General features: G+C 62.0%; 21 protein-coding genes. 13 read left to right on the top strand and 8 right to left on the bottom strand.

From position 1 onward, the window contains the following. The first annotated feature begins 2 nt into the window (after window positions 1–2). Together otnK and otnC are read left to right on the top strand one after the other, a co-directional pair. Window positions 3–1,265 (top strand): 3-oxo-tetronate kinase, encoded by a 1,263-nt coding sequence (gene otnK / locus AC1DYF_RS19410; protein WP_477878393.1) that lies wholly within the window; start codon window positions 3–5, stop codon window positions 1,263–1,265. Beyond that, the gene (gene otnC / locus AC1DYF_RS19405; protein WP_477878392.1) at window positions 1,262–1,900 is read left to right on the top strand and encodes a 3-oxo-tetronate 4-phosphate decarboxylase; all 639 of its coding nucleotides are present in this window, start codon (window positions 1,262–1,264) and stop codon (window positions 1,898–1,900) included. Before otnK ends, otnC begins: the two co-directional genes overlap by 4 nt. Window positions 1,901–1,986: 86 nt before the next feature. Here the strand turns inward: otnC and AC1DYF_RS19400 are convergent, their stop codons facing one another. The 5 genes from AC1DYF_RS19400 to AC1DYF_RS19380 form a co-directional block, all read right to left on the bottom strand. Continuing rightward, window positions 1,987–4,356, bottom strand: coding sequence for a glycoside hydrolase family 3 N-terminal domain-containing protein (locus tag AC1DYF_RS19400; protein WP_477878391.1), 2,370 nt, complete (start codon window positions 4,354–4,356; stop codon window positions 1,987–1,989). Window positions 4,357–4,453: 97 nt separating this feature from the next. Next, window positions 4,454–5,452, bottom strand: a complete 999-nt coding sequence (locus tag AC1DYF_RS19395; RefSeq protein ID WP_477878390.1) for an ABC transporter ATP-binding protein — start codon at window positions 5,450–5,452, stop codon at window positions 4,454–4,456. Window positions 5,453–5,455: 3 nt separating this feature from the next. After that, the gene (locus AC1DYF_RS19390; protein ID WP_477878409.1) at window positions 5,456–6,307 is read right to left on the bottom strand and encodes a carbohydrate ABC transporter permease; all 852 of its coding nucleotides are present in this window, start codon (window positions 6,305–6,307) and stop codon (window positions 5,456–5,458) included. After that, a complete protein-coding gene (locus AC1DYF_RS19385; protein WP_477878389.1) occupies window positions 6,304–7,221 on the bottom strand; it encodes a carbohydrate ABC transporter permease in 918 nt (305 codons plus the stop codon). The genes AC1DYF_RS19390 and AC1DYF_RS19385 overlap by 4 nt, the downstream gene beginning before the upstream one ends. Before the next feature lie 59 nt (window positions 7,222–7,280). Next, window positions 7,281–8,534, bottom strand: coding sequence for an extracellular solute-binding protein (locus tag AC1DYF_RS19380; RefSeq protein WP_477878388.1), 1,254 nt, complete (start codon window positions 8,532–8,534; stop codon window positions 7,281–7,283). 183 nt (window positions 8,535–8,717) lie between these two features. On the opposite strand from AC1DYF_RS19380, the gene AC1DYF_RS19375 reads away from it, so the two are divergent. After that, window positions 8,718–9,752 (top strand): LacI family DNA-binding transcriptional regulator, encoded by a 1,035-nt coding sequence (locus AC1DYF_RS19375; RefSeq protein WP_477878387.1) that lies wholly within the window; start codon window positions 8,718–8,720, stop codon window positions 9,750–9,752. Window positions 9,753–9,835: 83 nt separating this feature from the next. Further along, a complete protein-coding gene (locus AC1DYF_RS19370; RefSeq protein ID WP_477878386.1) occupies window positions 9,836–10,648 on the top strand; it encodes a phosphorylase family protein in 813 nt (270 codons plus the stop codon). A 32-nt stretch (window positions 10,649–10,680) separates the two neighbouring features. On the opposite strand, the gene AC1DYF_RS19365 is transcribed toward AC1DYF_RS19370, so the two are convergent. Next, the gene (locus AC1DYF_RS19365) at window positions 10,681–11,601 is read right to left on the bottom strand and encodes an SMP-30/gluconolactonase/LRE family protein (protein WP_477878385.1); all 921 of its coding nucleotides are present in this window, start codon (window positions 11,599–11,601) and stop codon (window positions 10,681–10,683) included. Window positions 11,602–11,812: 211 nt separating this feature from the next. Between AC1DYF_RS19365 and AC1DYF_RS19360 the strand changes: the two genes are divergently transcribed. Both AC1DYF_RS19360 and AC1DYF_RS19355 read left to right on the top strand, forming a co-directional pair. Then, window positions 11,813–12,805, top strand: coding sequence for a LacI family DNA-binding transcriptional regulator (locus AC1DYF_RS19360; protein ID WP_477878384.1), 993 nt, complete (start codon window positions 11,813–11,815; stop codon window positions 12,803–12,805). Between the two features lie 16 nt (window positions 12,806–12,821). Continuing rightward, window positions 12,822–13,241 carry a GlcG/HbpS family heme-binding protein gene (locus tag AC1DYF_RS19355; RefSeq protein WP_477878383.1) on the top strand — a complete coding sequence of 140 codons (420 nt, stop codon included), beginning with the start codon at window positions 12,822–12,824 and terminating at the stop codon, window positions 13,239–13,241. Between the two features lie 2 nt (window positions 13,242–13,243). Here AC1DYF_RS19355 and AC1DYF_RS19350 read toward each other — a convergent pair whose 3' ends face one another. Together AC1DYF_RS19350 and AC1DYF_RS19345 are read right to left on the bottom strand one after the other, a co-directional pair. Next, window positions 13,244–14,275, bottom strand: coding sequence for an L-idonate 5-dehydrogenase (locus tag AC1DYF_RS19350; protein WP_477878382.1), 1,032 nt, complete (start codon window positions 14,273–14,275; stop codon window positions 13,244–13,246). An 8-nt stretch (window positions 14,276–14,283) separates the two neighbouring features. Continuing rightward, the gene (locus AC1DYF_RS19345; RefSeq protein WP_477878381.1) at window positions 14,284–15,225 is read right to left on the bottom strand and encodes a 2-hydroxyacid dehydrogenase; all 942 of its coding nucleotides are present in this window, start codon (window positions 15,223–15,225) and stop codon (window positions 14,284–14,286) included. Window positions 15,226–15,371: 146 nt separating this feature from the next. Here AC1DYF_RS19345 and AC1DYF_RS19340 point away from each other — a divergent pair, with 146 nt between their 5' ends. From AC1DYF_RS19340 to AC1DYF_RS19310, 7 genes are all read left to right on the top strand, one after another. After that, a complete protein-coding gene (locus AC1DYF_RS19340) occupies window positions 15,372–16,133 on the top strand; it encodes an SDR family oxidoreductase (RefSeq protein ID WP_477878380.1) in 762 nt (253 codons plus the stop codon). A gap of 4 nt (window positions 16,134–16,137) precedes the next feature. After that, entirely contained in the window at window positions 16,138–16,644 is a 507-nt protein-coding gene (locus AC1DYF_RS19335; protein ID WP_477878379.1) for a gluconokinase, read from the top strand. An 18-nt stretch (window positions 16,645–16,662) separates the two neighbouring features. After that, on the top strand, window positions 16,663–17,562 hold the full coding sequence (locus AC1DYF_RS19330; RefSeq protein WP_477878378.1) for an NAD(P)-dependent oxidoreductase: 900 nt from the start codon (window positions 16,663–16,665) through the stop codon (window positions 17,560–17,562). Between the two features lie 101 nt (window positions 17,563–17,663). After that, window positions 17,664–19,160, top strand: a complete 1,497-nt coding sequence (locus AC1DYF_RS19325) for a sugar ABC transporter ATP-binding protein (protein WP_477878377.1) — start codon at window positions 17,664–17,666, stop codon at window positions 19,158–19,160. Window positions 19,161–19,173: 13 nt separating this feature from the next. Then, window positions 19,174–20,226, top strand: a complete 1,053-nt coding sequence (locus AC1DYF_RS19320) for an ABC transporter permease (protein ID WP_477878376.1) — start codon at window positions 19,174–19,176, stop codon at window positions 20,224–20,226. Between the two features lie 135 nt (window positions 20,227–20,361). Further along, a complete protein-coding gene (locus AC1DYF_RS19315; protein ID WP_477878375.1) occupies window positions 20,362–21,459 on the top strand; it encodes an ABC transporter substrate-binding protein in 1,098 nt (365 codons plus the stop codon). A gap of 120 nt (window positions 21,460–21,579) precedes the next feature. Continuing rightward, a complete protein-coding gene (locus AC1DYF_RS19310) occupies window positions 21,580–21,918 on the top strand; it encodes a hypothetical protein (RefSeq protein WP_477878374.1) in 339 nt (112 codons plus the stop codon). Window positions 21,919–21,931 lie beyond the last annotated feature (13 nt).

The following is a 21,931-nucleotide window of genomic DNA, read 5'->3' as shown; positions in this document are numbered from 1 at the left end:
TCGTGACGATTGCTCTTGGTGTCATAGCAGACGACTTCACCGGTGCGACCGATATTGCCAGCATTCTCGTGCGCGAGGGCATGCGGACCRTCATGTCGATTGGCGTTCCGACACGGGCTTTCGATGGCCACGATGCCGACGCTGTCGTCGTCGCGCTGAAATCCCGCACCAGCCCGGTCGCCGACGCCGTCGCGCAATCGCTCAATGCACTTGCCTGGCTGAAGGCGCACGGCGCCGAGCAGATTTTCTTCAAATACTGCTCGACATTCGACTCGACCGCTGAGGGCAATATCGGCCCTGTCGCCGATGCCTTGAGCGAGGCCTTGGATGCGCGGATCGCGGTGGTCTGTCCTGCCTTTCCCAAGAACGGGCGGACAGTGTTCAACGGCCATCTTTTCGTCGGTCGCCAATTGTTGCAGGATTCGCCGATGAAGGACCATCCGCTGACGCCGATGCGTCGGTCCGACCTCGTCGCGCTGATGGCCGAACAGTCGGCCCATGGTGTCGGCCTCGTGCCTCACGACGTGATTTCGGCTGGCGACGCTGCGATCGCGGACGCTTTTGCCGGGATCACGCAGGCCGGACAACGCTATGTCGTTACCGACGCCACCGAGGACAACCATCTCCGTGCCATCGGACGCGTCGTGCGCAGCCACAAGCTCGTCACCGGAGGCTCGGCGCTGGCCATGGGCTTGCCGGCCAATTTCGGTTTTTCACCGCGTGGAGCGGCGAAAGATGCTGTCGCATCCACGGTAAGGCCAAGAACAGCCATTCTGGCGGGCAGTTGTTCCGCTGCAACGCGTCAGCAGCTCGCCCGGGCGAGGGCGCTTTGGCCGAGCCGCAGGATCGATATCGACGCCGTCGCCGCACAGCGTCCGGTCGTCGAAGAGACCCTTGCCTGGGCGCAGAGCCAGCCGGCCGAACAGCCGATCGTGATTTACGGGTCCGCCGATCCCGCGGAGGTGCAGGAAAACCAGGCGAGATACGGCACTCAGCAGGCGGGCGCCTTGATGGAGCACGCACTGGCCGCTATCGCCGAGGGGCTGGTGGCCAATGGCGTCAGCCGCCTGCTTGTCGCGGGCGGAGAAACGTCGGGCGCAGTGATTTCCGCACTCAAAATACAGGGACTGTCCATCGGCGCTGAGATTGCGCCCGGCGTGCCATGGACGACGACGCTTTCCGATCGGCCGTTGCAGGTGGCGCTCAAAAGCGGCAATTTCGGTGGCCCTGATTTCTTCGAACGCGCCTTGGACATTCTCGCATGAGCGATGCAAAAATTCGCGAGCAGATCGCCGGCTATGCAAAGTCGCTGTTCGATCGCGGCCTGACCGCCGGATCGACCGGCAATATCAGTGTCCGCGTCGATGACGGATGGCTGATGACCCCGACGGGATCGTCGATGGGAACCATCGACCCGGCACGCATCGCCAAACTGGATAGAGCGGGGCGGCACATTTCGGGCGACGCGCCCACCAAGGAAGCGTTTCTCCATCGCGTCATGTATGAGAAGCGGCAGCGCGCCGGCGCTGTCGTGCATCTGCACTCGACCCATTCAGTCGCAGTCAGCTGTTTGTGCGGCCTTGACCATGATGACCTGCTTCCGCCGCTGACGGCTTACTATGTCATGCGCGTTGGCCGCCTGCCTCTCGTCCCATACTATCCCCCTGGCGACGAAGCCCTGGCCCAGGCGGTTGCAGAGCGGGCAGTCGGGAGCCACGCAGTGCTTCTCGCCAACCATGGTCCGGTCGTTGCCGGTGTCGATCTTTCCGAGGCGGTCTATTCCATCGAAGAACTCGAGGAGACAGCCAAACTGTTCCTGCTGTTGCGCGGCGAGAAAACCAGGCCGTTGAGTTGCGAAGAGACGACGGAACTGGCACGGCGCTTCCCTGCTAAGTGCTGAAGCGCGTTGCAGATCGGTCGTTACCCAACATCGGGCACCGCTTTCGGGCGACATGCTGTGCTTTCGGTCCCTCTGCCAGGTCGCCGTCAAGCACTGGAGAATTCACTCGTCATCCGCCATTTCTGCGGAAGTTTTCGCGTGGTGCCGACCGCCTCGATCACTGCTGACAGGCGGATGTCATTGCTCGACGCGCCAATGGTCACGTCGAACAGACCCGGTTCGACGACACGCACCCCAGGGATATCCGTGAGGAAAAGCATGTCGGAGGGGATATCGAGTGTCATGCGCCGGCTTTCACCGGCGTCGAGCCACATCTTGCCGAAGCCTTTCAATTCCTTCACGGGGCGGACGACAGAGGCCACCTGGTCGCGAATGTAAAGCTGCGGCACCGCGAAACCAGCTCGATTTCCGATGTTGTGAATGGTGAATGCGAGGCTTGCAACGCCGCCCTCGATCGGCACCTGGGCGGATTTGACCACGAGGTCTTCGAAGGCAAAATCGGTATAGCTCAACCCGTGGCCGAACGGGTATCGGCTGCCGAAATGCCTGGCGATCGGCGTCCCCGAACTCTTGAATTTGTGATTGTAGTAATAAGGCGAGGCCCCGGCGCTGCGGGGAATCGAGAGCGTCAGCCGGCCTGACGGCTCCACCTCTCCGGTGAGCACATCGACAAGGCCGCTGCCGCCCTCCTGGCCGCCGAAGAAGGACATGACGAAGGCCGCGAGTTTCGGCTCCAGCCCGCCGATCGTGTAAGGGCGGCCGGACGACATGACCAGGATAACGGGGGTTCCCGTCGCGACCACGGCTTCCAGAAGCCGTTGCTGGACGCCTGGAAGTTCGAGGCTGTCGACGTCAGAGCCTTCGCCCACCGTGCCGGTCTGGAAAATACCGGAGAGATCGCCGACACAGACCACGGCGACATCGGCCGACTTGGCCGCCTGCCCGGCTTCGTCGATGAGGTCGAGACGCTGGGATAGCTTGGATTCGACATCCAGGCTGGTGCTGTCCAGGACGTCCCCTGGGAACGCGGGATTGCCGAATTCGCGTTGCTCCAGGATATGGCAACCTTTGGCGAAGACGACATTTTCGGCGCCGAAGCGCGCCTCGAAGGCCGCTCTCGGCGTGATCACATTGCGCGTACTTTCCACCTGGTCGGCGACGATCAGGTGGACGGGGAAGGAATAATCGCCAAGCAGCGCCAGGGGATCGTCGGCCGTCGGGCCAATGACTGCGATCTTCGGCTGTCCTGAAATCGGCAGGATGCCGTTGTTTTCGAGAATGACGACGGATTCCTGCGCCACCTTGCGCGCCAACGCCACCGATTCAGGTGCTTGCAGCCGGATCGTCTGTTCGTCAGCATAGGGTTTTTCGAACAGGCCGATCCTGAATTTCTCCGTGAGGACACGGGCGACAGTCGCATTTAGCGTATCGATGGATATCCGGCCGCGTTCGAGCGCGGTTTCAAGATGCTGGGCGCAGTCGTTTCCGGGAAGCTCGATATCGAGGCCGGCGTTAAAGGCCATTGCCGCCGACTCCATGGCATCCGAGGCGACGCCATGATGCTGATGCAACAGGTTGATGCCGATATAGTCAGCGACAACAAGGCCATCGAAGCCCCATTGATCGCGCAGGATTTCGGTGAGTAAGCGGTGCGACGCATGGCAGGGTTCTCCATCGATGTCGTTATAGGCGGGCATGACCGAGCCGGCATTGGCAAGCTTCACCGCCATTTCGAACGGCAACAGGAACGTGTCGTTGAGATCGCGCCATCCGAGCGCGGCCGGGGCATGGTTCCGTCCGCCTTCGGAGGCGGAATGGCCTGCGAAATGCTTGAGCGTCGCCAGAAGGTCGCGTTTCTCGCCCTGCAGGCCGGCCACATAGCGTGAGGCCATGATGCCCGTCAGATAGGGGTCTTCGCCGAACGTCTCCTCAGTCCGGCCCCAGCGCGCATCGCGCGCCACGTCAAGCACGGGCGCAAGCCCCTGGTGGCAGCCGACCGAGCGCGCTTCCAGACCGATAGCCCGGCCGACCTCCTCGATCAGTTCGGGATTCCATGTGGCGCCGAAAGCCAGCGCGGAGGGGAAGAGCGTGCCGCCGCGCGCCATCAGGCCGGAAAGGCATTCCTCATGCGACATGACGGGGATGCCGAGGCGGGTTTCCTCGCACATGAATCTTTGCAACTCATTCAGGGCTCTCACGCCCTCACGCGGTTCGATGGGGCGGCTGCCCAGCGGGCGAGTGATTTGTCCAAGGCCATGCTTCAGCAGTTCCCGAAGCTTTTCACCGTCGGCGGCGCCGGTGAATTTGTCGGCGCGCACTTGATGCTTTCCATCTTCAGACAAGATCAGCCACAGGGCATGCAATTGGGCGATCTTCTCCTTGATCGTCATCCGTTGCATCAGGTCGGCGACACGATACTCGATCGGCGCTGTCGGATTCTTGTAGGTGGGGAGCATTTTCTCTCCTGACAGGTTGTCGATGTCATTTTGGTCGCGGTGATTCAGCCCGCAAAGCATGTCGGTATATACGGAGATTTGGTCGAACTGCGCTATCTCATTGTTCGCGGAGGCCAGCCTTGAATCGATGCAGCCTGTCTTCCCGCGGCCGCAATCCGATTTCGGCGCCGATCCCATGCATCTCTTCGCCCGACGTCGTGACGATCATAGACTGGCCGTCGCGCAGGTCGAGATAATAGACAGTCGAGGCGCCCAGGCGTTCGAGGTGGCGTACACGCCCCGTCCAGACTGCAGGTGCGGCCTCAATGGCCACATGTTCCGGTCGGATGCCGAGCGTGTCGGCGCCGTAGGGTTGTGCGAATTGCCCGGTGAGGAAGTTCATTTTCGGCGCGCCGAGAAACCCCGCGACGAACTCGGTTCTGGGCTCGTTGTAGAGCTCCATCGGCGCGCCGACCTGCTCGATACGGCCCGCATTCATGACCACGATCTGGTCCGCCATCGTCATCGCTTCGACCTGATCGTGCGTGACATAGATCATCGTGGCTCCGAGCTTGCGGTGCAGTTCGGCCAGATCGACACGCATCTGCGTCCGCATCGCCGCATCGAGATTGGAAAGCGGCTCGTCGAACAGGAAGACATCCGGCTCTCGGACGATGGCGCGGCCGATCGCGACGCGCTGCCGCTGTCCTCCCGAAAGCGCCTTCGGTTTCCTGTCGAGCAAGTGCTCCAGCTTCAGCATGCTGGCGGCTTGCCGGACCTTGCTGTCGGCCTCTAGCTTCGGGACGCGTGACATCCGCAAGGGAAAGCCGATGTTCTGCGCCACGGTCATGTGCGGGTAGAGGGCGTAGGACTGGAACACCATGGCAATGCCGCGTTCGGCGGCGTCGACCTCTGTCACGTCGCGGTCGCCGATGCATATCCGGCCGCCGGTCGTCGTTTCCAGGCCGGCCACAATCCTGAGTAAGGTCGACTTGCCGCAGCCGGACGGGCCGACGATGACGGTGAAGGAACCCTTGGGGATGGAGAGCGACAGCGACGGAAGGATCGTTAGCCCGCCAAACTGCTTGTTGATATCGATCAGGGAAACACTGGACATCTCTCAGCCCTTGACTGCGCCGCCTGTGAGGCCGGCAATGATGTAACGTTGTGCGAGAAGGAAGAAGCCGATCGCCGGCGCCAGCGTCAGGGTCAGCAGCGCGAGCAGCTTGGGCCAATCGGTGGAATAGGCGCCCTGGAACTGCTGCATGCCCAGCGGCCAAGTGTATTGCTGTTCGCTGCTCAGTGCCACGAGCGGCAGGAGATAGCTGTTCCAGCTGGTGATGAAGGTGAACACCCCGACGGTGGCGATGATCGGCAGCGACAACGGCATGACGATGAACCAGTAAATGCCGAGATAGCCGCACCGGTCCATCAGTGCCGCCTCGATCAGTTCACGCGGCAGCTCGGCAAAGAAGCTGCGGAACAGCAGGATGGCGAAGGCCAGGCCGAAAGCGGCCTGCGGCAGGATCACACCCCATAGTGAATTGAGGAGATCGGCATCGCGCAGCGTCAGGAACACCGGCAGGATGGCGGTGGCGACCGGAAACAGCAGCCCAACCGTGAAGAAGGCGGCAAGGTGTGACCGGCCGAAGAACCGCATATGCACCATGGCAAAGGCAGCCATCGAGGATAGGAGCACCGTCAGCGTCAGCGTAGTCGCGGAGACGAACAATGAATTGCCGAGCATTGTGGGGAATTGGCCGCCACCGATGATCGAGGCGAAGTTGGCCAGGCTCCAGCTTTGCGGCAGGCCGAAGGGATTGGTGCGAAGCTCGCCGATGGTCTTGAAACCTCCGACCAGCGTCACATAGATCGGCAGGAGAACGAAGAGAGCCACGAGCAGGATGCCGATGCCTTGTCCGATACCGATGGCAGCGGGCCGTTTTTCCATTTGCGCTGATGTCATCGTCAGTTCTCCGTCATCCGCGCGGCGCGCTGGTAGATGATCGACACCAGGACGCAGATGATGAACAGCACGATGCTGACCGCGCTGCCGAAGCCGATGCGCATGCGTGTCACCCCGAATTGATAGAGGAAGCCAACGATGGTCAGGCTGGCATTGTTGGGTCCGCCATTGGTCAAGGGCACGATCAGGTCGAAAAGCTGCAGCGAACCGGTGATGGCGAAGAAGGCGGTGACGGCGAGCGCGGACCGGATCATCGGGATCTTGACGTGACGGACGATCTGCCAGGGCTTGGCGCCATCGAGCCGCGCCGCTTCGATCATGTCGTTGGGAATGCCCTGCAGGGCGGCGATATAGATCATCATGTGGAAGCCGAAATATTTCCACACAAGCACGAGCGCGATCGCCGGCATGACCCAGGCCGGATCGGCGAGGACGAATTTCGGTTCGACGCCAAGTGCTGCGCCCAGCGCGTGCGCCAGCCCGTAATCTCCGTCATAGATGAAGTTCCACATCAGCCCGGCGGCGATCTCTGCCAGCATGTAGGGCAGGAAGAACACGGTGCGGAAAACCGCCGTGAACCAGGTGCTGCGGTAGAGCGCAAGCGCCAGCCAGAGGGCCAGCGGCAACTGGACGATGAGCGACACCAGCACGATGATGACGGTGTTCCTGAGCGCGGTGGCGAAATGCCGATGGGTGAGGACTTTGACGTAGTTGTCGATGCCGATAAACTTCGTCGGTGCGCCATATCCGTTCCAGTCGTAAAACGAAAACCTGAGCGCCTGCAGGATCGGCAGGACGACGAATACGCCGAACAGCAGCACGGCCGGTGCCAGAAGGACGATTGCCGCAACGGTTGTGCGGTTCGTGGAAAAGCTTGCGCGCCTGGCCGTGGCCGGCGTCGGCATGGTGCTGGTGATCATGTTTTGGGTCCGGTATGTCAGGCGGAGGGCAGCCGCACCGAATGCGGCTGCCCAGGCGATCAGCGGTCGGTCGCCATCGCATCTTCGACATCGGCCGCAGCGTCCACGGCAGACATCGCCTTCGACGCCAGGGAGGATGAGACGTCGTTGACTGCATTGCCTGCGTCGAGGCCAAGGCTCTGGTCGAAGAAGATCGCGTGATAGGTCGAGGCGGCGATGTCCTTGGCGATCTGTCTCTGGAACGGATTTTCCAGGCTTTCCGCCGCCTTCACATTGATCGGGATATAGTAGCCACCCTTGGCGAATTTTTCGAGATTGGCGGCGTCCTGGTACCAGGCCATGAACTTCACCGCCTCTTCGGGGGCGTTCTTCGAGAACACCCAGCCATTGATGCCGCCGAGCGTGTCGGTGGAATTGCCCTTCTGGTCCGGCAAGGATGGAAAGGCGAAGAAGCCCAATTTGGCATCGGGAAGGCCCTTGCCCGATGTCGAATTGGTTTTCGCTTCCTGGTAGTTCCAGTCACCCATGAGGATCATCGCCGCGTTTCCGTCGCCGAACACGCCGGACGAGGAGGCATAGCCCGCCGCTTCGAAACCCTTCTGGAAAGGCTCAAGTGCCGCCAGTTTGAGGAATTCGTCGCCGGCTTTGACGAAAGCCGGAGCGAGGAAGCCATCGCTCGCACCGGCGCGTGCGACATCGAGCCCCTGCTTGCCCGCCAGGCGAAGTGCGAGATAGTCCCAATAGAAGGCCGCGGTCCACTTGTCTTTTGCGCCGAGCGAAATCGGCGTAATCCCGGCAGCTTTCAACTTCGTGACACCGGCCAGAAGGCCGTCCCAGGTCTTCATCGACGCGACGTCGACGCCTGCCTTGGCGAACAGCTCCTTGTTGTACCAGAACACCACTTCGGAAACGTTTTGGGCAATGCCGTAAAGCTTGCCGTCGCGGCTGAACGCGTCGACGCCCGCTGGTCCCACGGCGCTCTTGCCGTCGTCGGAAACCACGCTGTCGATCTGGCGTAGCAGGCCGGCATTGACCTGGTCGGTCAGAACGCCGCCGCCCCAGCTGTAAATCACAGCCGGCGCATCCTTCGACTGCAGCGCCGTCGACAGCATGGTCTTATAGTCCTGGCCGAATTTGCGGATATTGATCTTCACGTCGGGATGCGACGCCTCATAGGCGCTTGCCATCTCGTCCATGAGCTTCAGTTCACCGGGATTGGACTGAACGTGCACCATGTCGATTTCGACCGTCCCGGCCATGGCGCCATGGGCAGTCATCGCCAGCGTGCAGAGCGCACGGGTCATCAATTTCATCTTCAACCTCCCTCAGAGAAGCGACGCGATCGCCGCAGAACCGTGACTGACAGGTCACGATATACATAACGTTATCGTTAACGTTATGGGGAGTCAAGCGTAACGTTGACACTTGACGTGAGCGGTCGCAAAGGCCAGTTTGAAAGCCGAAATTCCAACCCATTGCGCTGGGCAAGCATCCGAGTGGCGAACAACAGAAAAAGCTCTACTCTGTCGGAAATCGCCAAGATCGCTGGCGTATCCGTGATGACGGCGTCGCGGGCGCTGAACGGCCAGCCGGGTGTCTCGGAGGAGAAGCGGGCCGAGATCATGCGCATCGCCGAGGATATGGGCTATATGGCGAACCGCTTCGCGCAACGCCTTTCCGGCGGGAAGTCGCATGTGATCGGCGTGATCGCGCAACTCCACACGCTCTATACCAGCGATCTTGTGCTCGGCATCGGCAGCGCGCTGCGCTCTTCGAAATATGAAATGCTGGTCTATTCATTGTCCGACACCGACAGCCAGCCGCCCGAGACCATCGTCAATCTCCTGCGTCAGTTCGTCGACGGGATTATCGTTATCCTGCCGTTTCAGTCGGACTATCTTGCATCGCTGTCGAGCGCCGACTTGCCGATCGTCACGATCGACGAAGGCTCGCGCAAAAATTTTCCCGAGGTCGTGGCGGACAATTATCAAGGCGCGCGGCTTGCGGTTCAGCACCTTGCCGAGCTCGGCCATCGGCGCATCGGCTTTATTGCCGGCAACAATCGGCTAGCGTCCGCCCGCGACCGGGAGCGCGCTTTCAGGGACATGCAGGCGCAGTTCGGCCTGGATGCCGATCCCGAACTGATCGTCAACGGCAATTTCATGCAGCAAGGCGGCTTCAATGCGGCAAAGCAGCTGTTGAAGCTGGATGTTCCACCAACCGCGATTTTTGCCGCAAACGACATGAGCGCCGTCGGCGCCCTCTCCGCGATCCGGGACGAAGGGCTGGACGTTCCTGCGGACATATCGCTGGTCGGTTTCGACGACATTGCCATTGCCCATCAGGTCTACCCGCCGCTGACCACCGTCAAGCAGCCGACCTCGCAAATGGCGAGGGCCGCGGTCAACACCATCGTCGCCATGATCGCCGGCATCGACCCGGCGTCGCAGGTGATCACGCTACCGACCGAATTGGTGATCCGGCAATCCACGCGAGTCCACGACGATGCGAGTGCCACGCATGCGTTCTGACCCTTGGAACCTTGCAAACATGCATTCCATCAGGCATCGCAAATGCAGCCGGTCTCATAGATCACCACTTTCATGGGTTCTTCATGCCAAACGCCAAACACCCCCATCTCACCCCGCAAAGCCTTGTCGGCCTGCGCTTCCCGCGAGAGACCTTCGGCGGCGACGTCAAAATCGCCCTGGTCGGCTATTGCCCGCCACCCACTGCACTCGACCGCTATGCGCCCCAACGTGTCGACGACCAGCACTTCATCCATGTGTCGCCGGATAGCGTTCGGCTGCTGACCCATGGTGACCGGCGGGTCCTGTCGCTGGCGCATGTTTATGGCGGGCCGGTGTCTTCTGCGACAGTGGAAGAGCTCGCTTACTATGGCATCGAGGTGATCCTGGCCTATGGGCTGGCGGGAGGACTGGGGACGAAGGGATTGKCCATGGGGGATTTTTACCTTGTGGCGGATGCGTTTGCGGCGGACGGCACGACGCGGCACTACGCCGACGAGAGCGTGATCGCTGCCGATCATAGCTTGCGGGATCGGGCGTTGGGCTTATGGCGGCAGGAAAACGGTCGGATCATCCCGGTACGGGCGGCGACGGGCGACGCCATTTATCGCGAGGATGACGCGATGCTGGAGCGGTTTCGCGCCGAAGGCTGCGATATCGTCAATCTCGATACGGCCCATCTCTATGCCGTTTCGCGCAACAATGCCGAGGGGCGGATGATCCGCACCATACAGTGCGGCGTCATTTCGGATGTCGTCGCGTCCGGACCGCATGCGGGTTCGGAAAGCACGCTGTCAGCCATGCTCGCCAAGGGCAATATCGGGCTCAATCCGCTGGAGCGAACGGGCGACATCGTCGCGTGGTATATTGAGCAGCTGGCGCCGGCGCTCGGATATTGAGGATTTTTGGCGTGGCGGCGGAGCCTGCGCCCTCAGATGCTGATCCCGGTCGCCGTGACATAGACGGCATAAAGTGATGTCGTGCCGGTGATGAACAGGCGGTTCAGGCGCTCGCCGCCGAATGTCAGGTTCGAGACGAATTCGGGGATGCGGATCTTGCCGATCAGCGTTCCGTCCGGGTCGCAGCAATGCACGCCGTCCGCGGCGCTTGTCCAGAGCCGGCCCTTCGTGTCAACGCGGAAACCGTCGAACATGCCGGCGGTGCATTCAGCGAAGACGCCGCCAGGCTGCAGCGAATTGTCGGCGTTGACCCGCAGTATGCGGATGTGTTTCGGCCCGCCCCTCATGTGCGAGGCACCGGTGTCGGCGACGTAGAGGAAATCCTCCTTCGGCGAGAAAGCCAGGCCGTTGGGCTTGACGAAATCCGTTGCGACCGCCGTGACGCTGCCATTAGGATCGACGCGATAGACGTGGCAGGCGCCGATCTCTTCCTCGCCATAGTCGCCTTCATAGTCGTGCATGATGCCGTAGGAGGGGTCCGTGAACCAGATCGTGCCGTCCGACTTGACGACCACGTCATTAGGCGAGTTCAGCCGCTTGCCCTGGTAGCGGTCGGCGATGACCTCGATGCGGCCGTCGAAGCCGGTGCGGGTGACGCGGCGCGYCAGGTGCTCGCAGCTCACCAGCCGTCCCATCCCGTCGACCGTATTGCCGTTGGAATTGTTCGACGGCTGGCGGAAGACGGAGACGTGGCCGGATGTGTCGTCGTAGCGCAGCATCCGATTGTTGGGAATGTCGGAAAATACGAGATAGCGGCCCGCGGCAAACCAGGCCGGTCCCTCGAGCCAGCGGGCGCCCGTCCACAGCCGCTCGACCCGGGCATGCCCGACGAAGCAGGCCCCGAAGCGCTCGTCCAATAGCTCGAAGCCGGTCCCCTCAATCTCCCCAAACATTCGCTTGCCTCGCCCTGGAAGAAAATCTATGTTATCGATAACAGCATCTTGCCGTAGATCAAGTGTTTTATGGCGGGTGGTGGCCGAGATGCGGGACGGTCCATGGCATCTCATTCTTATGACGACAGCCCGCGAGAGATCAATCGGATTGACGACACGCCCGCGTAACGAAACTCGGCAGAGACGGGAACACGCAGCCAGCCAGGCAACCATGGCTGACGTCGCCCGTCATGCCGGCGTGTCGGCGATGACCGTGTCGCGTGCGCTCAAGCAGGACCCCCGGGTTTCCAAGGACACGCGCGAGAAGATCGAGGCTGCCGTCAATGCGCTCGGCTATGTGCTCGACCAGTCGGCGGGCAGCCTGGCATCGGGCCGGACCGGCTTCATTGCCGCCATCATTCCCTCGATCAACAATTCCAACTTTTCCGACACCGCGCGCGGCATTACCGATGCGCTGGCGAAAAGCGGCCTGGAATTGCTGCTCGGCTATACCGATTATTCGAGCGAGAAAGAGGAAAAGCTCGTCGAGTCCATGTTGCGGCGCCGGCCCGAGGGCATGATCCTCACCGGCGGCACGCATTCGGACCGCGCCCGCCGGATGTTGCAGAAGGCGGGAATTCCCGTCGTCGAGACGTGGGAACTGCCGACGGATCCCATCGACCATGTGGTCGGCTTTTCCAATTCCGAAGCCATGGCGCTGCTCGTGCGCACCCTGGCGACAGAGCGCGGCTACCGCAAATTCGGCTATATCGGCGGCACGACGGAGCGCGACACGCGCGGCAACCAGCGCAAGGAGGGTTTTCTTCGCGCCTTGTCGGATCTGGGGCTGCCCCAGGGCAGGGTGATCTCCTTCGGCATTCCGCCGATTTCGACAGAGCAGGGCGGCCAGGCCGTCGTGTCGATGCTCGAGCGCTGGCCGGACACCGAGGTGGTGATCTGCGTCTCCGATCTTTCGGCCTTTGGCGCGCTGATGGAATGTCGCCGGCGTGGATTGCGGGTTCCGGAGGACATTGCGGTCGCCGGCTTCGGCGATTACGAGATCTCCGCCTCATGCCATCCCCGGATCACCACGATCAATGTCGGCTGCTACGATATCGGGCGGCTTGCCGCGGAGCGCATCCTGCGCTCGGTCCAGGGCGAGCGCAAGCACGCGGACGAGCTGACGCTGACCCCTTACCGTGTGATCCTCAGGGAAAGCGCCTGAAACCATCCGGAGACCCATGAGCAATTTTCGCCAGACTGTCGCGCTATCGCATCAGGGAGCATTGAAGGCCGTTGCCGCCGCTGTCGCTAAGGCAGAGGAGATCGGCGCGCCGCAGAACATCGTCATCGTCGATGCCAGCGGCGTATTGCTCGCCAGCATCCGCATGGACGGGGCCAAATATCTGTCGATCGACACGGCCACCGGCAAGGCGCGTTTCGCCGCGTCGCATAACATGCCGTCAGGCAATCTGCCGTTCGAAGCTGGCGCCATTCTGGGTGTCGTGACCAAGGGCACGGCGACGAATTTGCCGGGCGGCCTGCCGATCCGCTTTTCGGGCCAACTCGCAGGTGGTATCGGAGTGGGGTCCGGTACGGGCGAGCAGGACCTCGTCGTCGCCCGTGCCGCGCTCGCGGCCGTGGGCGCCGACGAGGTCTGAATTTAAAAAGCGATCTGCACCTTCATCGAGCGGCTGCGGTCACCGGCGGTCTCGAAGGCTTCGACCGCGTCCTTGAGGTCGTAGACGCCGGTCAGCAGCGGGGAAAGATCCACGCGCCGCTGGTTGATGAGATCGACGGCCAGGCCGAATTCCTCGTGGAAGCGGAACGTCCCGCGGATTTCGATCTCCTTGGCGACGATCATGTTCTGGGGGATCGAGATATCGCCACCCAGGCCGAGCTGCACCAGGACGCCGCGCGGCGCTAGCGCTTCGAGGCCCGATCGCACGGCGCGTTCATTGCCCGAGGCTTCGAACATCACGTCGAAGGTTCCCTTGTCGGCATTATAAGCCTGCAATTGCTCGGGATGATCCGCGACATTGATCACCCGGTCGGCGCCAATGCGGCTTGCGAGCTGAAGAACACCGTCCATGACATCCGTGGCGACGATTTCGCGTGCGCCATGGGCACGGGCGGAAATGATCGCCAGCGCCCCTATCGGGCCGCAGCCGGTCACCAGCACGCGCTTGCCGAGCAGGCCGCCGGCGCGATTGACGGCATGCAGCGTCACTGCGAAGGGCTCGGCCATCGCGGCCTCGTTTATGGACACACCTTCGGCGATCTTGTGGCACTGCCAGCTTTCGGCGACCAGCGACTGGCGGAAGGCGCCCTGGATATGCGGGAACGGCATGGCCGAGCCGTAGAATCGCATGTTGAGGCACTGGTTCTGCTGTCCCTTCAGGCAATAGCGGCAATGATTGCAGGGCCGGCTCGGCGAGATGGCGACACGATCGCCGACCGCGAGCCCGGAGACGCCTGCGCCGAGCGACGTGATCTTTCCGGCGACCTCATGCCCAAGGATCATCGGCTCCTTGACGCGGACGGCGCCGAAGCCGCCATGATTGTAATAATGCAGGTCGGAACCGCAGATGCCGCCCGCTTCAAGGGCGATTTCCACCTGGCCGGGACCGGCGGTTTCCTCCGGCCGGTCCGCGATGCGCAGATCCTTGGCGGCGTGAATGACGATGGCTTTCATGATGAACCTCAAACGACCGGCGTGATCAGCGGCAGACCGGCAAAATGTGCTGAAAGATTGTCCCGGACCAATTGTCCCATGGCCTTGCGCGTTTCCACGGTTCCTGAGCCATGATGCGGCTGCAGGATGACGTTGTCGAGGGAGAGGAAGCGGGGATCGATGTTTGGTTCGTTGCGGAAGACATCCAGGCCTGCGCCGCCAATCGCTTTGCGCTCCAATGCGTCAAGCAGCGCCGCTTCGTCCACCGTCGTGCCGCGGGAGATGTTGATGAGGTAGCTGTCCTGCCCGAGTGCTGCGAGCACATTACCGTCGACGAGGCCCAGCGTGGCCGGGCCGCCGGCAAGCGTGACGATCAGGAAGTCGGCCCAGCGCGCCAGTTCGATGAGATCAGGCTCGAAAGTCCAGGTGACGTCAGCCTTCTCCGTTCTGGCAAAGTAACGGATATCGCAATCGAAACCGGCCGCGCGCCGGGCAACGGCCTGGCCGATCCGGCCCATGCCGGCAATGCCGATCTTCTTGCCGAAGAAGCGCGTGACCAGTCCCATATTCGCCTGCGGCCAGTTGCCGGAACGGACATAGGCATCCGCCTGCGGGATCTGCCGTGCGAGCGCCAGCGCAAGACCGATGCCGATATCGGCGACATCGCCGGTCAGCACATCAGGCGTATTGGTGATCCGGATATTCTGCGCCCTGGCATAGGCGAGGTCGATGGCATCGGTGCCTACGCCATAGCAGGAGACGATCTCCAGGCGGGGCAGTTTCTGCATCAGCTCGGATGAGGCGCCGAGCTCGCCGCGGGTGGCGATGGCGCGAATTGCCTTCGCCCGCTCCGCGACAAAGGCGTCACGGTCTTCGGCCTGCCAGAGTTTGTGCACCGCGTATGTCTTTTCCAGTTCCTCCATGTCCCATTGCGGATAAGGACCCGTCATCAGTATTTCCGGCTTCGCCACGGCTGCTCTCGATTTCCATGTTCAGGGCTTGCATATGTTATCGATAACATATATTTCCTGGTCCTGTTGTCAAGGCGGCAGGACAGCTTTAGAGGAGGTGCAGCAATCGCTGCGCACCTGCTGTCGATGGTCTCGGAGGGATATTCATGTCGGCGCTTTTCGATCTTGCCGGCGCATTGGCGCTGGTGACCGGTTCCAGCCAGGGCATCGGCCTTGCGCTGGCGGAGGGGCTTGCCGCACACGGCGCGCGGATCGTCATCAACGGCCGCGATCCGGTAAAAGTCGAGCAGGCGGTGGAGGGGCTGAAAGCCAAGGGATATGACGTCTTTGGCGCCGCCTTCGACGTTACCACGCCTGGCGTCGCTGCCCATATCGACCGCGTCGAGGCAGAGATCGGGCCGATCGAGATCCTGATCAACAATGCCGGCATGCAGTTCCGCACGCCGCTCGAGGATTTTCCTGCCGAGAAATGGGAGGAACTGCTACGGACCAACATTTCCAGCGTCTTCTATACGGGCCAGGCCGTGGCGCGGCACATGATCCGGCGCGGCCGCGGCAAGATCATCAATATCGGCTCGGTCCAGAGCGAGTTGGCGCGTCCGTCGATCGCACCCTATACTGCCACTAAGGGCGCGGTGAAGAACCTGACGCGCGGCATGGCGACCGACTGGGCCAAGCATGGCTTGCAGATCAATGGCATCGGTCCCGGCTATTTCCGCACGCCGCTCAACCAGGCGCTGGTCGACAATCCGGAATTCTCCGCCTGGCTGGAAAAGCGCACGCCTGCCGGCCGTTGGGGCGATGTCGAGGAACTCGTCGGCGCTGCGGTATTTCTCGCCAGCAAGGCGTCTTCATTTGTCAATGGACACATGCTCTATGTCGATGGCGGCATTACCACTAGTCTCTGAATCCATGTCCTATGTGATCATGGGCGTTTCCGGCTGCGGCAAGACTTCCGTCGGCCAAGGGATAGCGGATGCCCTGGGAATGGGCTTCATCGAAGGCGATGCACTGCATCCGCCGGCCAATGTCGAGAAGATGTCGCGCGGCATTCCGCTGACCGACGAGGACCGGTTTCCCTGGCTCGACCTGATCGGCAGGGCGATCGGCGGCGCAGCCGGGGAGGGCCGTGGCGTGGTCGTATCCTGTTCGGCGCTCAAGCGGATTTATCGCCACCGGCTGCGCGGTTTTGCCGCCGGTCGGCTGACATTCGTCTACCTGAAGGGCACGGAGGACCTGCTGGGCCAGCGTTTGACGGCCAGAAAAGGCCATTTCATGCCGGCATCGCTGCTGCAGTCGCAGCTCGCCGCGCTTGAGGATCCGACAGGTGAGGGCGGTGTGGTTGCCGTTGACATCAGCGGATCGGTGCCGGAAATCATCACGGAGTCGCTGGAGGCGATCCGGAATTTATACGGCTGAGGCCGGGGGAGGAAGACTATGGCATCTGAAAATCTGGCTTCGGTCGCGGTTATCGGCGCCGGCATCATGGGCAGTGCCATCTGCACCCGCCTGCTCGAAACCGGTCATCGCGTCCATGTCTTCGATCTCGACCGCCAGAAGGTTGCCGCCCTCGAGGCCAAGGGCGCGATCGCGTCGGCGACGGCGAAGGATGCGGTGGCGGCATCGTCTTTCTGCATCCTCAGCCTCAATCATGCCAACATCGTCCGCGCCGCCGTGTTCGGTGCGGAAGGCGTTGCCGCGGCTGCCTCCGCCGACAAACTGCTGATCGACATGTCGTCGATCGACCCGGCCGACACGGCCGATATGGCCGGCAGGCTGGAGCGCGAAACCGGCATGGTTTGGGTCGATTGCCCGCTGTCGGGTGGCGTGCCCGGCGCGCTTGCCGGGCGGTTGACCATCATGGCCGGCGGCAAGCCTGAGCACTTCGAGCGGGCGCGAGAAGTCATGCGGCATCTTGCCGCCAATTACACGCTGATGGGACCGTCCGGCGCCGGCCAGACGGTCAAGCTGATCAATCAGCTGTTCTGCGGCGTGCTGTTCCAGGCGGTTGCCGAGGCGGTCAAGCTCGCCGAAGCCGGGGGTGTCGATGCGAGCCGCATTCCGGCGGCACTGGCCGGCGGCCGGGCGGACAATCGCATCATGCAGGAATTCATGGTCAAATTCGCCGCCCGCGACTATGCGCCAACCGGCCGCATCGACAACATGTTGAAGGATCTCGATTCGCTGCAGGCTTTCGCGATGAAGACCAAGACGCCGATGCCGATGACGGCGCAGGTGGTCGAGATCAACCGACTGCTTTGCGCCGCAGGCCTGGGCGCCAGGGATTCCGCCGAGGCGATGCGCCTGCTGGACGGCATGCCCTCAGCCTCAAGCTGACGATCCGAAGTCCGAAGATTTCGGGCTTCATGTTTTTACTCTTGACTTGCATTCTGTGTTATCGCTAACATGACTTATCAACGTCGCTCTGGAGGAGTGAAGTGAGCGTGGAAAGATTGCTGGAATTCCGTTCCATCACCAAGACCTTCGGCGGGACGCGGGCGCTGTCTTCCGTGTCCCTCGATCTTGGCAAGGGCGAAATCCTGGCGCTGCTGGGCGAGAACGGCGCCGGCAAATCCACACTCATCAAGACATTGGCCGGCATCTACAAGCCGGACGGCGGCGAAATCCTGTTCAAGGGTGCTGCCTATAACCATCGGCCGCCGAAGCCGAACGAACGCCAGCCCGTCGCCTTCATCCATCAGGATCTCGGCCTGATCGAATGGATGACGGTCGGCGAGAATGTCGGCCTCGCGCAGGGCTATTCGATGCGCGCCGGCGTCATCGATTGGCGCGCGACCGAGGAGAGGGCGCACGAGGCGCTGAAAATGGTCGGCTGCGACTTCGATCCCTCGACCCGCGTCTCGCAACTCACCCGGACGGAAAAGTCGCTGGTTGCTATTGCCCGCGCACTCGCCGTCGAGGCGGACATATTGGTGCTCGACGAACCCACCGCCAGCCTTCCGGCCGATGAAGTCGACCGGCTTTTCGACGCCATCCGGCCGCTCAAGCAGCGCGGCGTCGGCATGATCTATGTTTCCCATCGTCTCGATGAGATTTTCCGCATCGCCGACCGGGTCGCAGTGCTGCGCGACGGCAAGCTGGTCGGCCAGAAGCCGGTGCGCGACACCAATCCATCGGAACTGATCGAGATGATCGTCGGCCGTTCGGCTGCCGAACTGTTCTTCCGCGCCGGCACCACGGCAGGCGAACCGGTGGTCAAAGTTGAGGCGCTGCAATGCCAGGGCACGGCGCCGATTTCTTTCGACGTCCGCCGCGGCGAGTTGCTGGGCCTTGTCGGCCTGCGCGGCGCCGGCCATGAACTGATCGGGCGCGCCTTGTTCGGCAGCGAGGATTTTTCCGGCGTTGTCACCGTGGAAGGAAATGCTCCGGACCTGTCTTCACCGAGCGCCGCCATGCGTTCCGGCGTCGGACTCATTGCCCGCGACCGCACCGAGGAATCGGCGGCCATGCCGCTTTCGATCCGCGAGAATACTTTCATCAATCCCGGGGCATCCGGTCGTGGCCTGTTTTCCTTCCTGTCGCCCCGCCGCGAGGCAGACAAAGCGCGCGCCATCGGCGCAAGCGTCGGCCTCAGGCCCAACGATCCGGACCTGGCGATCGAAGCGCTGTCGGGCGGCAACCAGCAGAAGGTGATCGTCGGCCGCTGGCTGGCCACCAGCCGCAAGCTGCTGATCGCCGAGGATCCCACCGCCGGCGTCGATGTCGGCGCCAAGGCCGATATCTACCGGCTGATCGCACGGGCGCTCGAAGCCGGGCTTGCGGTCATCGTCGTCTCCACGGATTTCGAGGAGATCGCCCATATCTGCCATCGCGCGCTGGTGTTTTCGCGTGGCGCCATCGTTCGGGAATTGAGCGGTCCGGAACTGACCGTTCAATCCGTGATCGCCGCGGCGTCGGCATCCGAAGCGGCTTGAGAGGAGTTTTCGCATGCAATCCATCCAATCGACCGCGCTGGAGCCAACGCGCAGCGACATGCAGGGCCTGTCCTTCGGCCAGAAGATCATTCGTCTTCTGCCGGTCTATGGTCTCGTGCTGCTGACACTGGCGCTGATCGTCATCTTCTCGGTCCTGCTGCCCAATACATTCCCGACGCTGCTCAACCTGCGCTCGATCGTCTCCAACAAGGCGATCATCGCCCTGCTCTCGCTTGCGGCGATGATCCCGATGGCGGCCGGGCGCATCGACCTGACGATCGGCTATGGCATCGTGCTCTGGCACATCCTGGCGATCTCGCTGCAGACCATGTTCGGTTTTCCCTGGCCGATCGCGGTTTTGGTCGTGCTGGCGCTCGGCGTCGCCTGTGGTTTCCTCAACGGATTGCTGGTCGAAGTGGCGAAGATCGACTCCTTCATCGCCACGCTCGGCACCGGCACTGTGCTCTATGCGCTGGCGCTCTGGCATACCGGCGGCCGGCAGGTTGTGGGCGTGCTGCCGGATGGCTTCTACGCGCTGAACGGCACCATGGTCTTCGGCCTGCCGATCACCGGTTTCTATGTCATCGTCATCGCCGCGATCATGTATGTGGCGCTCGAATACCTGCCGATCGGGCGGTATGTTTACGCCATCGGCGCCAATCCAAAGGCGGCGGCGCTGAACGGCATTCCGGTGCGCAAATTCGTCATCGGCGCCTTCATCGCCTCGGGCTTCCTGTCGGCGCTGACGGGCGTGCTGCTTGCCTCCAAGCTCCGGATCGGACAGGCGAGCGTCGGCCTTGAATACCTGCTGCCGGCGCTGGTGGGCGCCTTCCTGGGATCGACGACGATCAAGCCGGGCCGTGTCAATGTCTGGGGCACGCTGGTCGGCGTGATCATTCTCGCGGTCGGCATTTCCGGCATCCAGCAATTTGGCGGTTCGTTCTTTGTCGAACCGCTGTTCAATGGCGTGACCTTGCTCGTGGCGATCGGCATTGCCGGCTATGCGCAGCGCAAGAAGGGCGTGGTCACACGGCGTCCGACGGAAACCAAGAAGGACGCAGCCTAGCGCATGTCTTCCGGAAGTAGTCACCGGTTTCGGGAATAAGACATGCGCAAAAACAACGAGCAGAGCGCTGCGAGCCAATCCCCGAGATTGCGACGTGCTTTGCCCACACTGTTCAAACCAAAGGAGGAGGAAAACATGAATCGTAGAACATTCCTGAAAGCGAGCGTTGCCACGCTGGCGCTGATAGCGGCCACGCCGGCTCTCGCCGACGCCATGGCAGATGCCAAGGCCGTCGTTGCCAAATATGCCAGCAAGGTCGACAAATGGGATGGCCCGACATCCGGCCCGAAGGGCCAGAAGGGCAAGAACATTGTCGTGCTGGCCGCTGACATGAAGAATGGCGGCATCCTGGGCGTGGTCAATGGCATCCAGGAAGCGGCCAAGAGCCTTGGCTGGACGATCACCGTGCTCGATGGTGCTGGCGCGATCGAGGGCCGCACGGCCGCCTTCGGCCAGGCCATGGCGCTCAAGCCGGATGGTATCATCATCAACGGCTTCGATGCCCTTGAGCAGAAACCATCGATGGATGAAGTCAAGGCCGCGAAGATTCCGATGGTCTCCTGGCATGCGGCATCCGCCGTCGGCCCGGTTCCGGATGTGGGCGTCTTCGCCAATGTCACGACCGACGCAATGGAAGTGTCGAAATCCGCAGCCGACTATGCCTATGTCGATGCCGGCGGCAAGCCCGGCGTGATCATCTTCACCGACTCGACCTATGCGATCGCCATCGCCAAGGCCGACCGGATGAAGCAGGAGATCGAGAAGCTTGGCGGCACCGTGCTCGAATATGTCGACACCCCGATCGCCGAAACCTCGCAACGCATGCCGCAGCTGACCACGACGCTGTTGCAGAAATACGGCGCCAAGTGGACGCATTCGCTGGCGATCAACGACCTCTATTTCGACTTCATGGGACCGTCACTCTCCGCAGCCGGCATTGCCGGCGACGGCGCGCCGATCAACATCGCCGCCGGCGACGGTTCGGAAAGCGCCTATCAGCGTATCCGCGCCAAGCAGTTCCAGAAGGTCACCGTGGCCGAGCCCCTGAACCTGCAGGGCTGGCAGCTGGTGGATGAGCTCAACCGCGCAATCGCGGGCGAGAAGTGGTCGGGCTATGTCTCGCCACTGCATGTCGTCACGTCTGACAATGTCGAGTTCGATGGCGGACCGAAGAATACATTCGATCCCGACAACGGCTATCGTGACGAATACAAGAAAATCTGGGGCGTGTAAGCTTTCCTCCCAGGGCGGGGAGCTCTCCTCATCAACTTCCCGCCCTTTCTTCTTCATCCGTTTCCCGACGGCTTCCGTTCTCGGATTGCCGATCGGGAGCTCATACTCGGGAATCCGGTCGTGATCATTCGCTATGCACTGTTCGAAGGCAAAATCCATGAAGGCAGGGAGGAGGAGTTCCGCACCTTCGTGAAGGAGAAGCTGGTCCCGCTTTGGACCAGATTTCCCGGTGCCGAGGAAGTGCGGGTGCTGGACGGCATGGACCGGGATGAAGGCGCACCGGAATATGCCATGGCGCTCGCCATCCGCTATCCGGACATGGATGCCGTCGACGGCGCCCTAAAGTCGGACGTTCGGTTCCAAAGCCGCGATGTGACGGGTGAGTTGCTGAAGCTGTTCACGGGCCGCGTTCATCATCACGTCTTTCGCGCCAACGAATATCCGACGATGAGAACCTGACAGATCGTTGGTG

The organism is Rhizobium sp. P2_G9 (genome assembly GCF_056403475.1).
The sequence above is the reverse complement of the archived record's forward strand: the minus strand, read 5'-3'. Positions and strand labels throughout refer to the sequence as shown.

Coding starts and splice junctions, on each gene's coding strand:
- AC1DYF_RS19360 (WP_477878384.1), top strand. CDS start 11,813: ATGGCTGACGTCGCCCGTCATGCCGGCGTGTCGGCGATGACCGTGTCG.
- AC1DYF_RS19335 (WP_477878379.1), top strand. CDS start 16,138: ATGTCCTATGTGATCATGGGCGTTTCCGGCTGCGGCAAGACTTCCGTC.
- AC1DYF_RS19315 (WP_477878375.1), top strand. CDS start 20,362: ATGAATCGTAGAACATTCCTGAAAGCGAGCGTTGCCACGCTGGCGCTG.
- AC1DYF_RS19380 (WP_477878388.1), bottom strand. CDS start 8,534: ATGAAATTGATGACCCGTGCGCTCTGCACGCTGGCGATGACTGCCCAT.
- AC1DYF_RS19355 (WP_477878383.1), top strand. CDS start 12,822: ATGAGCAATTTTCGCCAGACTGTCGCGCTATCGCATCAGGGAGCATTG.
- AC1DYF_RS19350 (WP_477878382.1), bottom strand. CDS start 14,275: ATGAAAGCCATCGTCATTCACGCCGCCAAGGATCTGCGCATCGCGGAC.
- AC1DYF_RS19385 (WP_477878389.1), bottom strand. CDS start 7,221: ATGATCACCAGCACCATGCCGACGCCGGCCACGGCCAGGCGCGCAAGC.
- AC1DYF_RS19400 (WP_477878391.1), bottom strand. CDS start 4,356: ATGCTCCCCACCTACAAGAATCCGACAGCGCCGATCGAGTATCGTGTC.
- AC1DYF_RS19320 (WP_477878376.1), top strand. CDS start 19,174: ATGCAATCCATCCAATCGACCGCGCTGGAGCCAACGCGCAGCGACATG.
- AC1DYF_RS19395 (WP_477878390.1), bottom strand. CDS start 5,452: ATGTCCAGTGTTTCCCTGATCGATATCAACAAGCAGTTTGGCGGGCTA.
- otnC (WP_477878392.1), top strand. CDS start 1,262: ATGAGCGATGCAAAAATTCGCGAGCAGATCGCCGGCTATGCAAAGTCG.
- AC1DYF_RS19330 (WP_477878378.1), top strand. CDS start 16,663: ATGGCATCTGAAAATCTGGCTTCGGTCGCGGTTATCGGCGCCGGCATC.
- AC1DYF_RS19340 (WP_477878380.1), top strand. CDS start 15,372: ATGTCGGCGCTTTTCGATCTTGCCGGCGCATTGGCGCTGGTGACCGGT.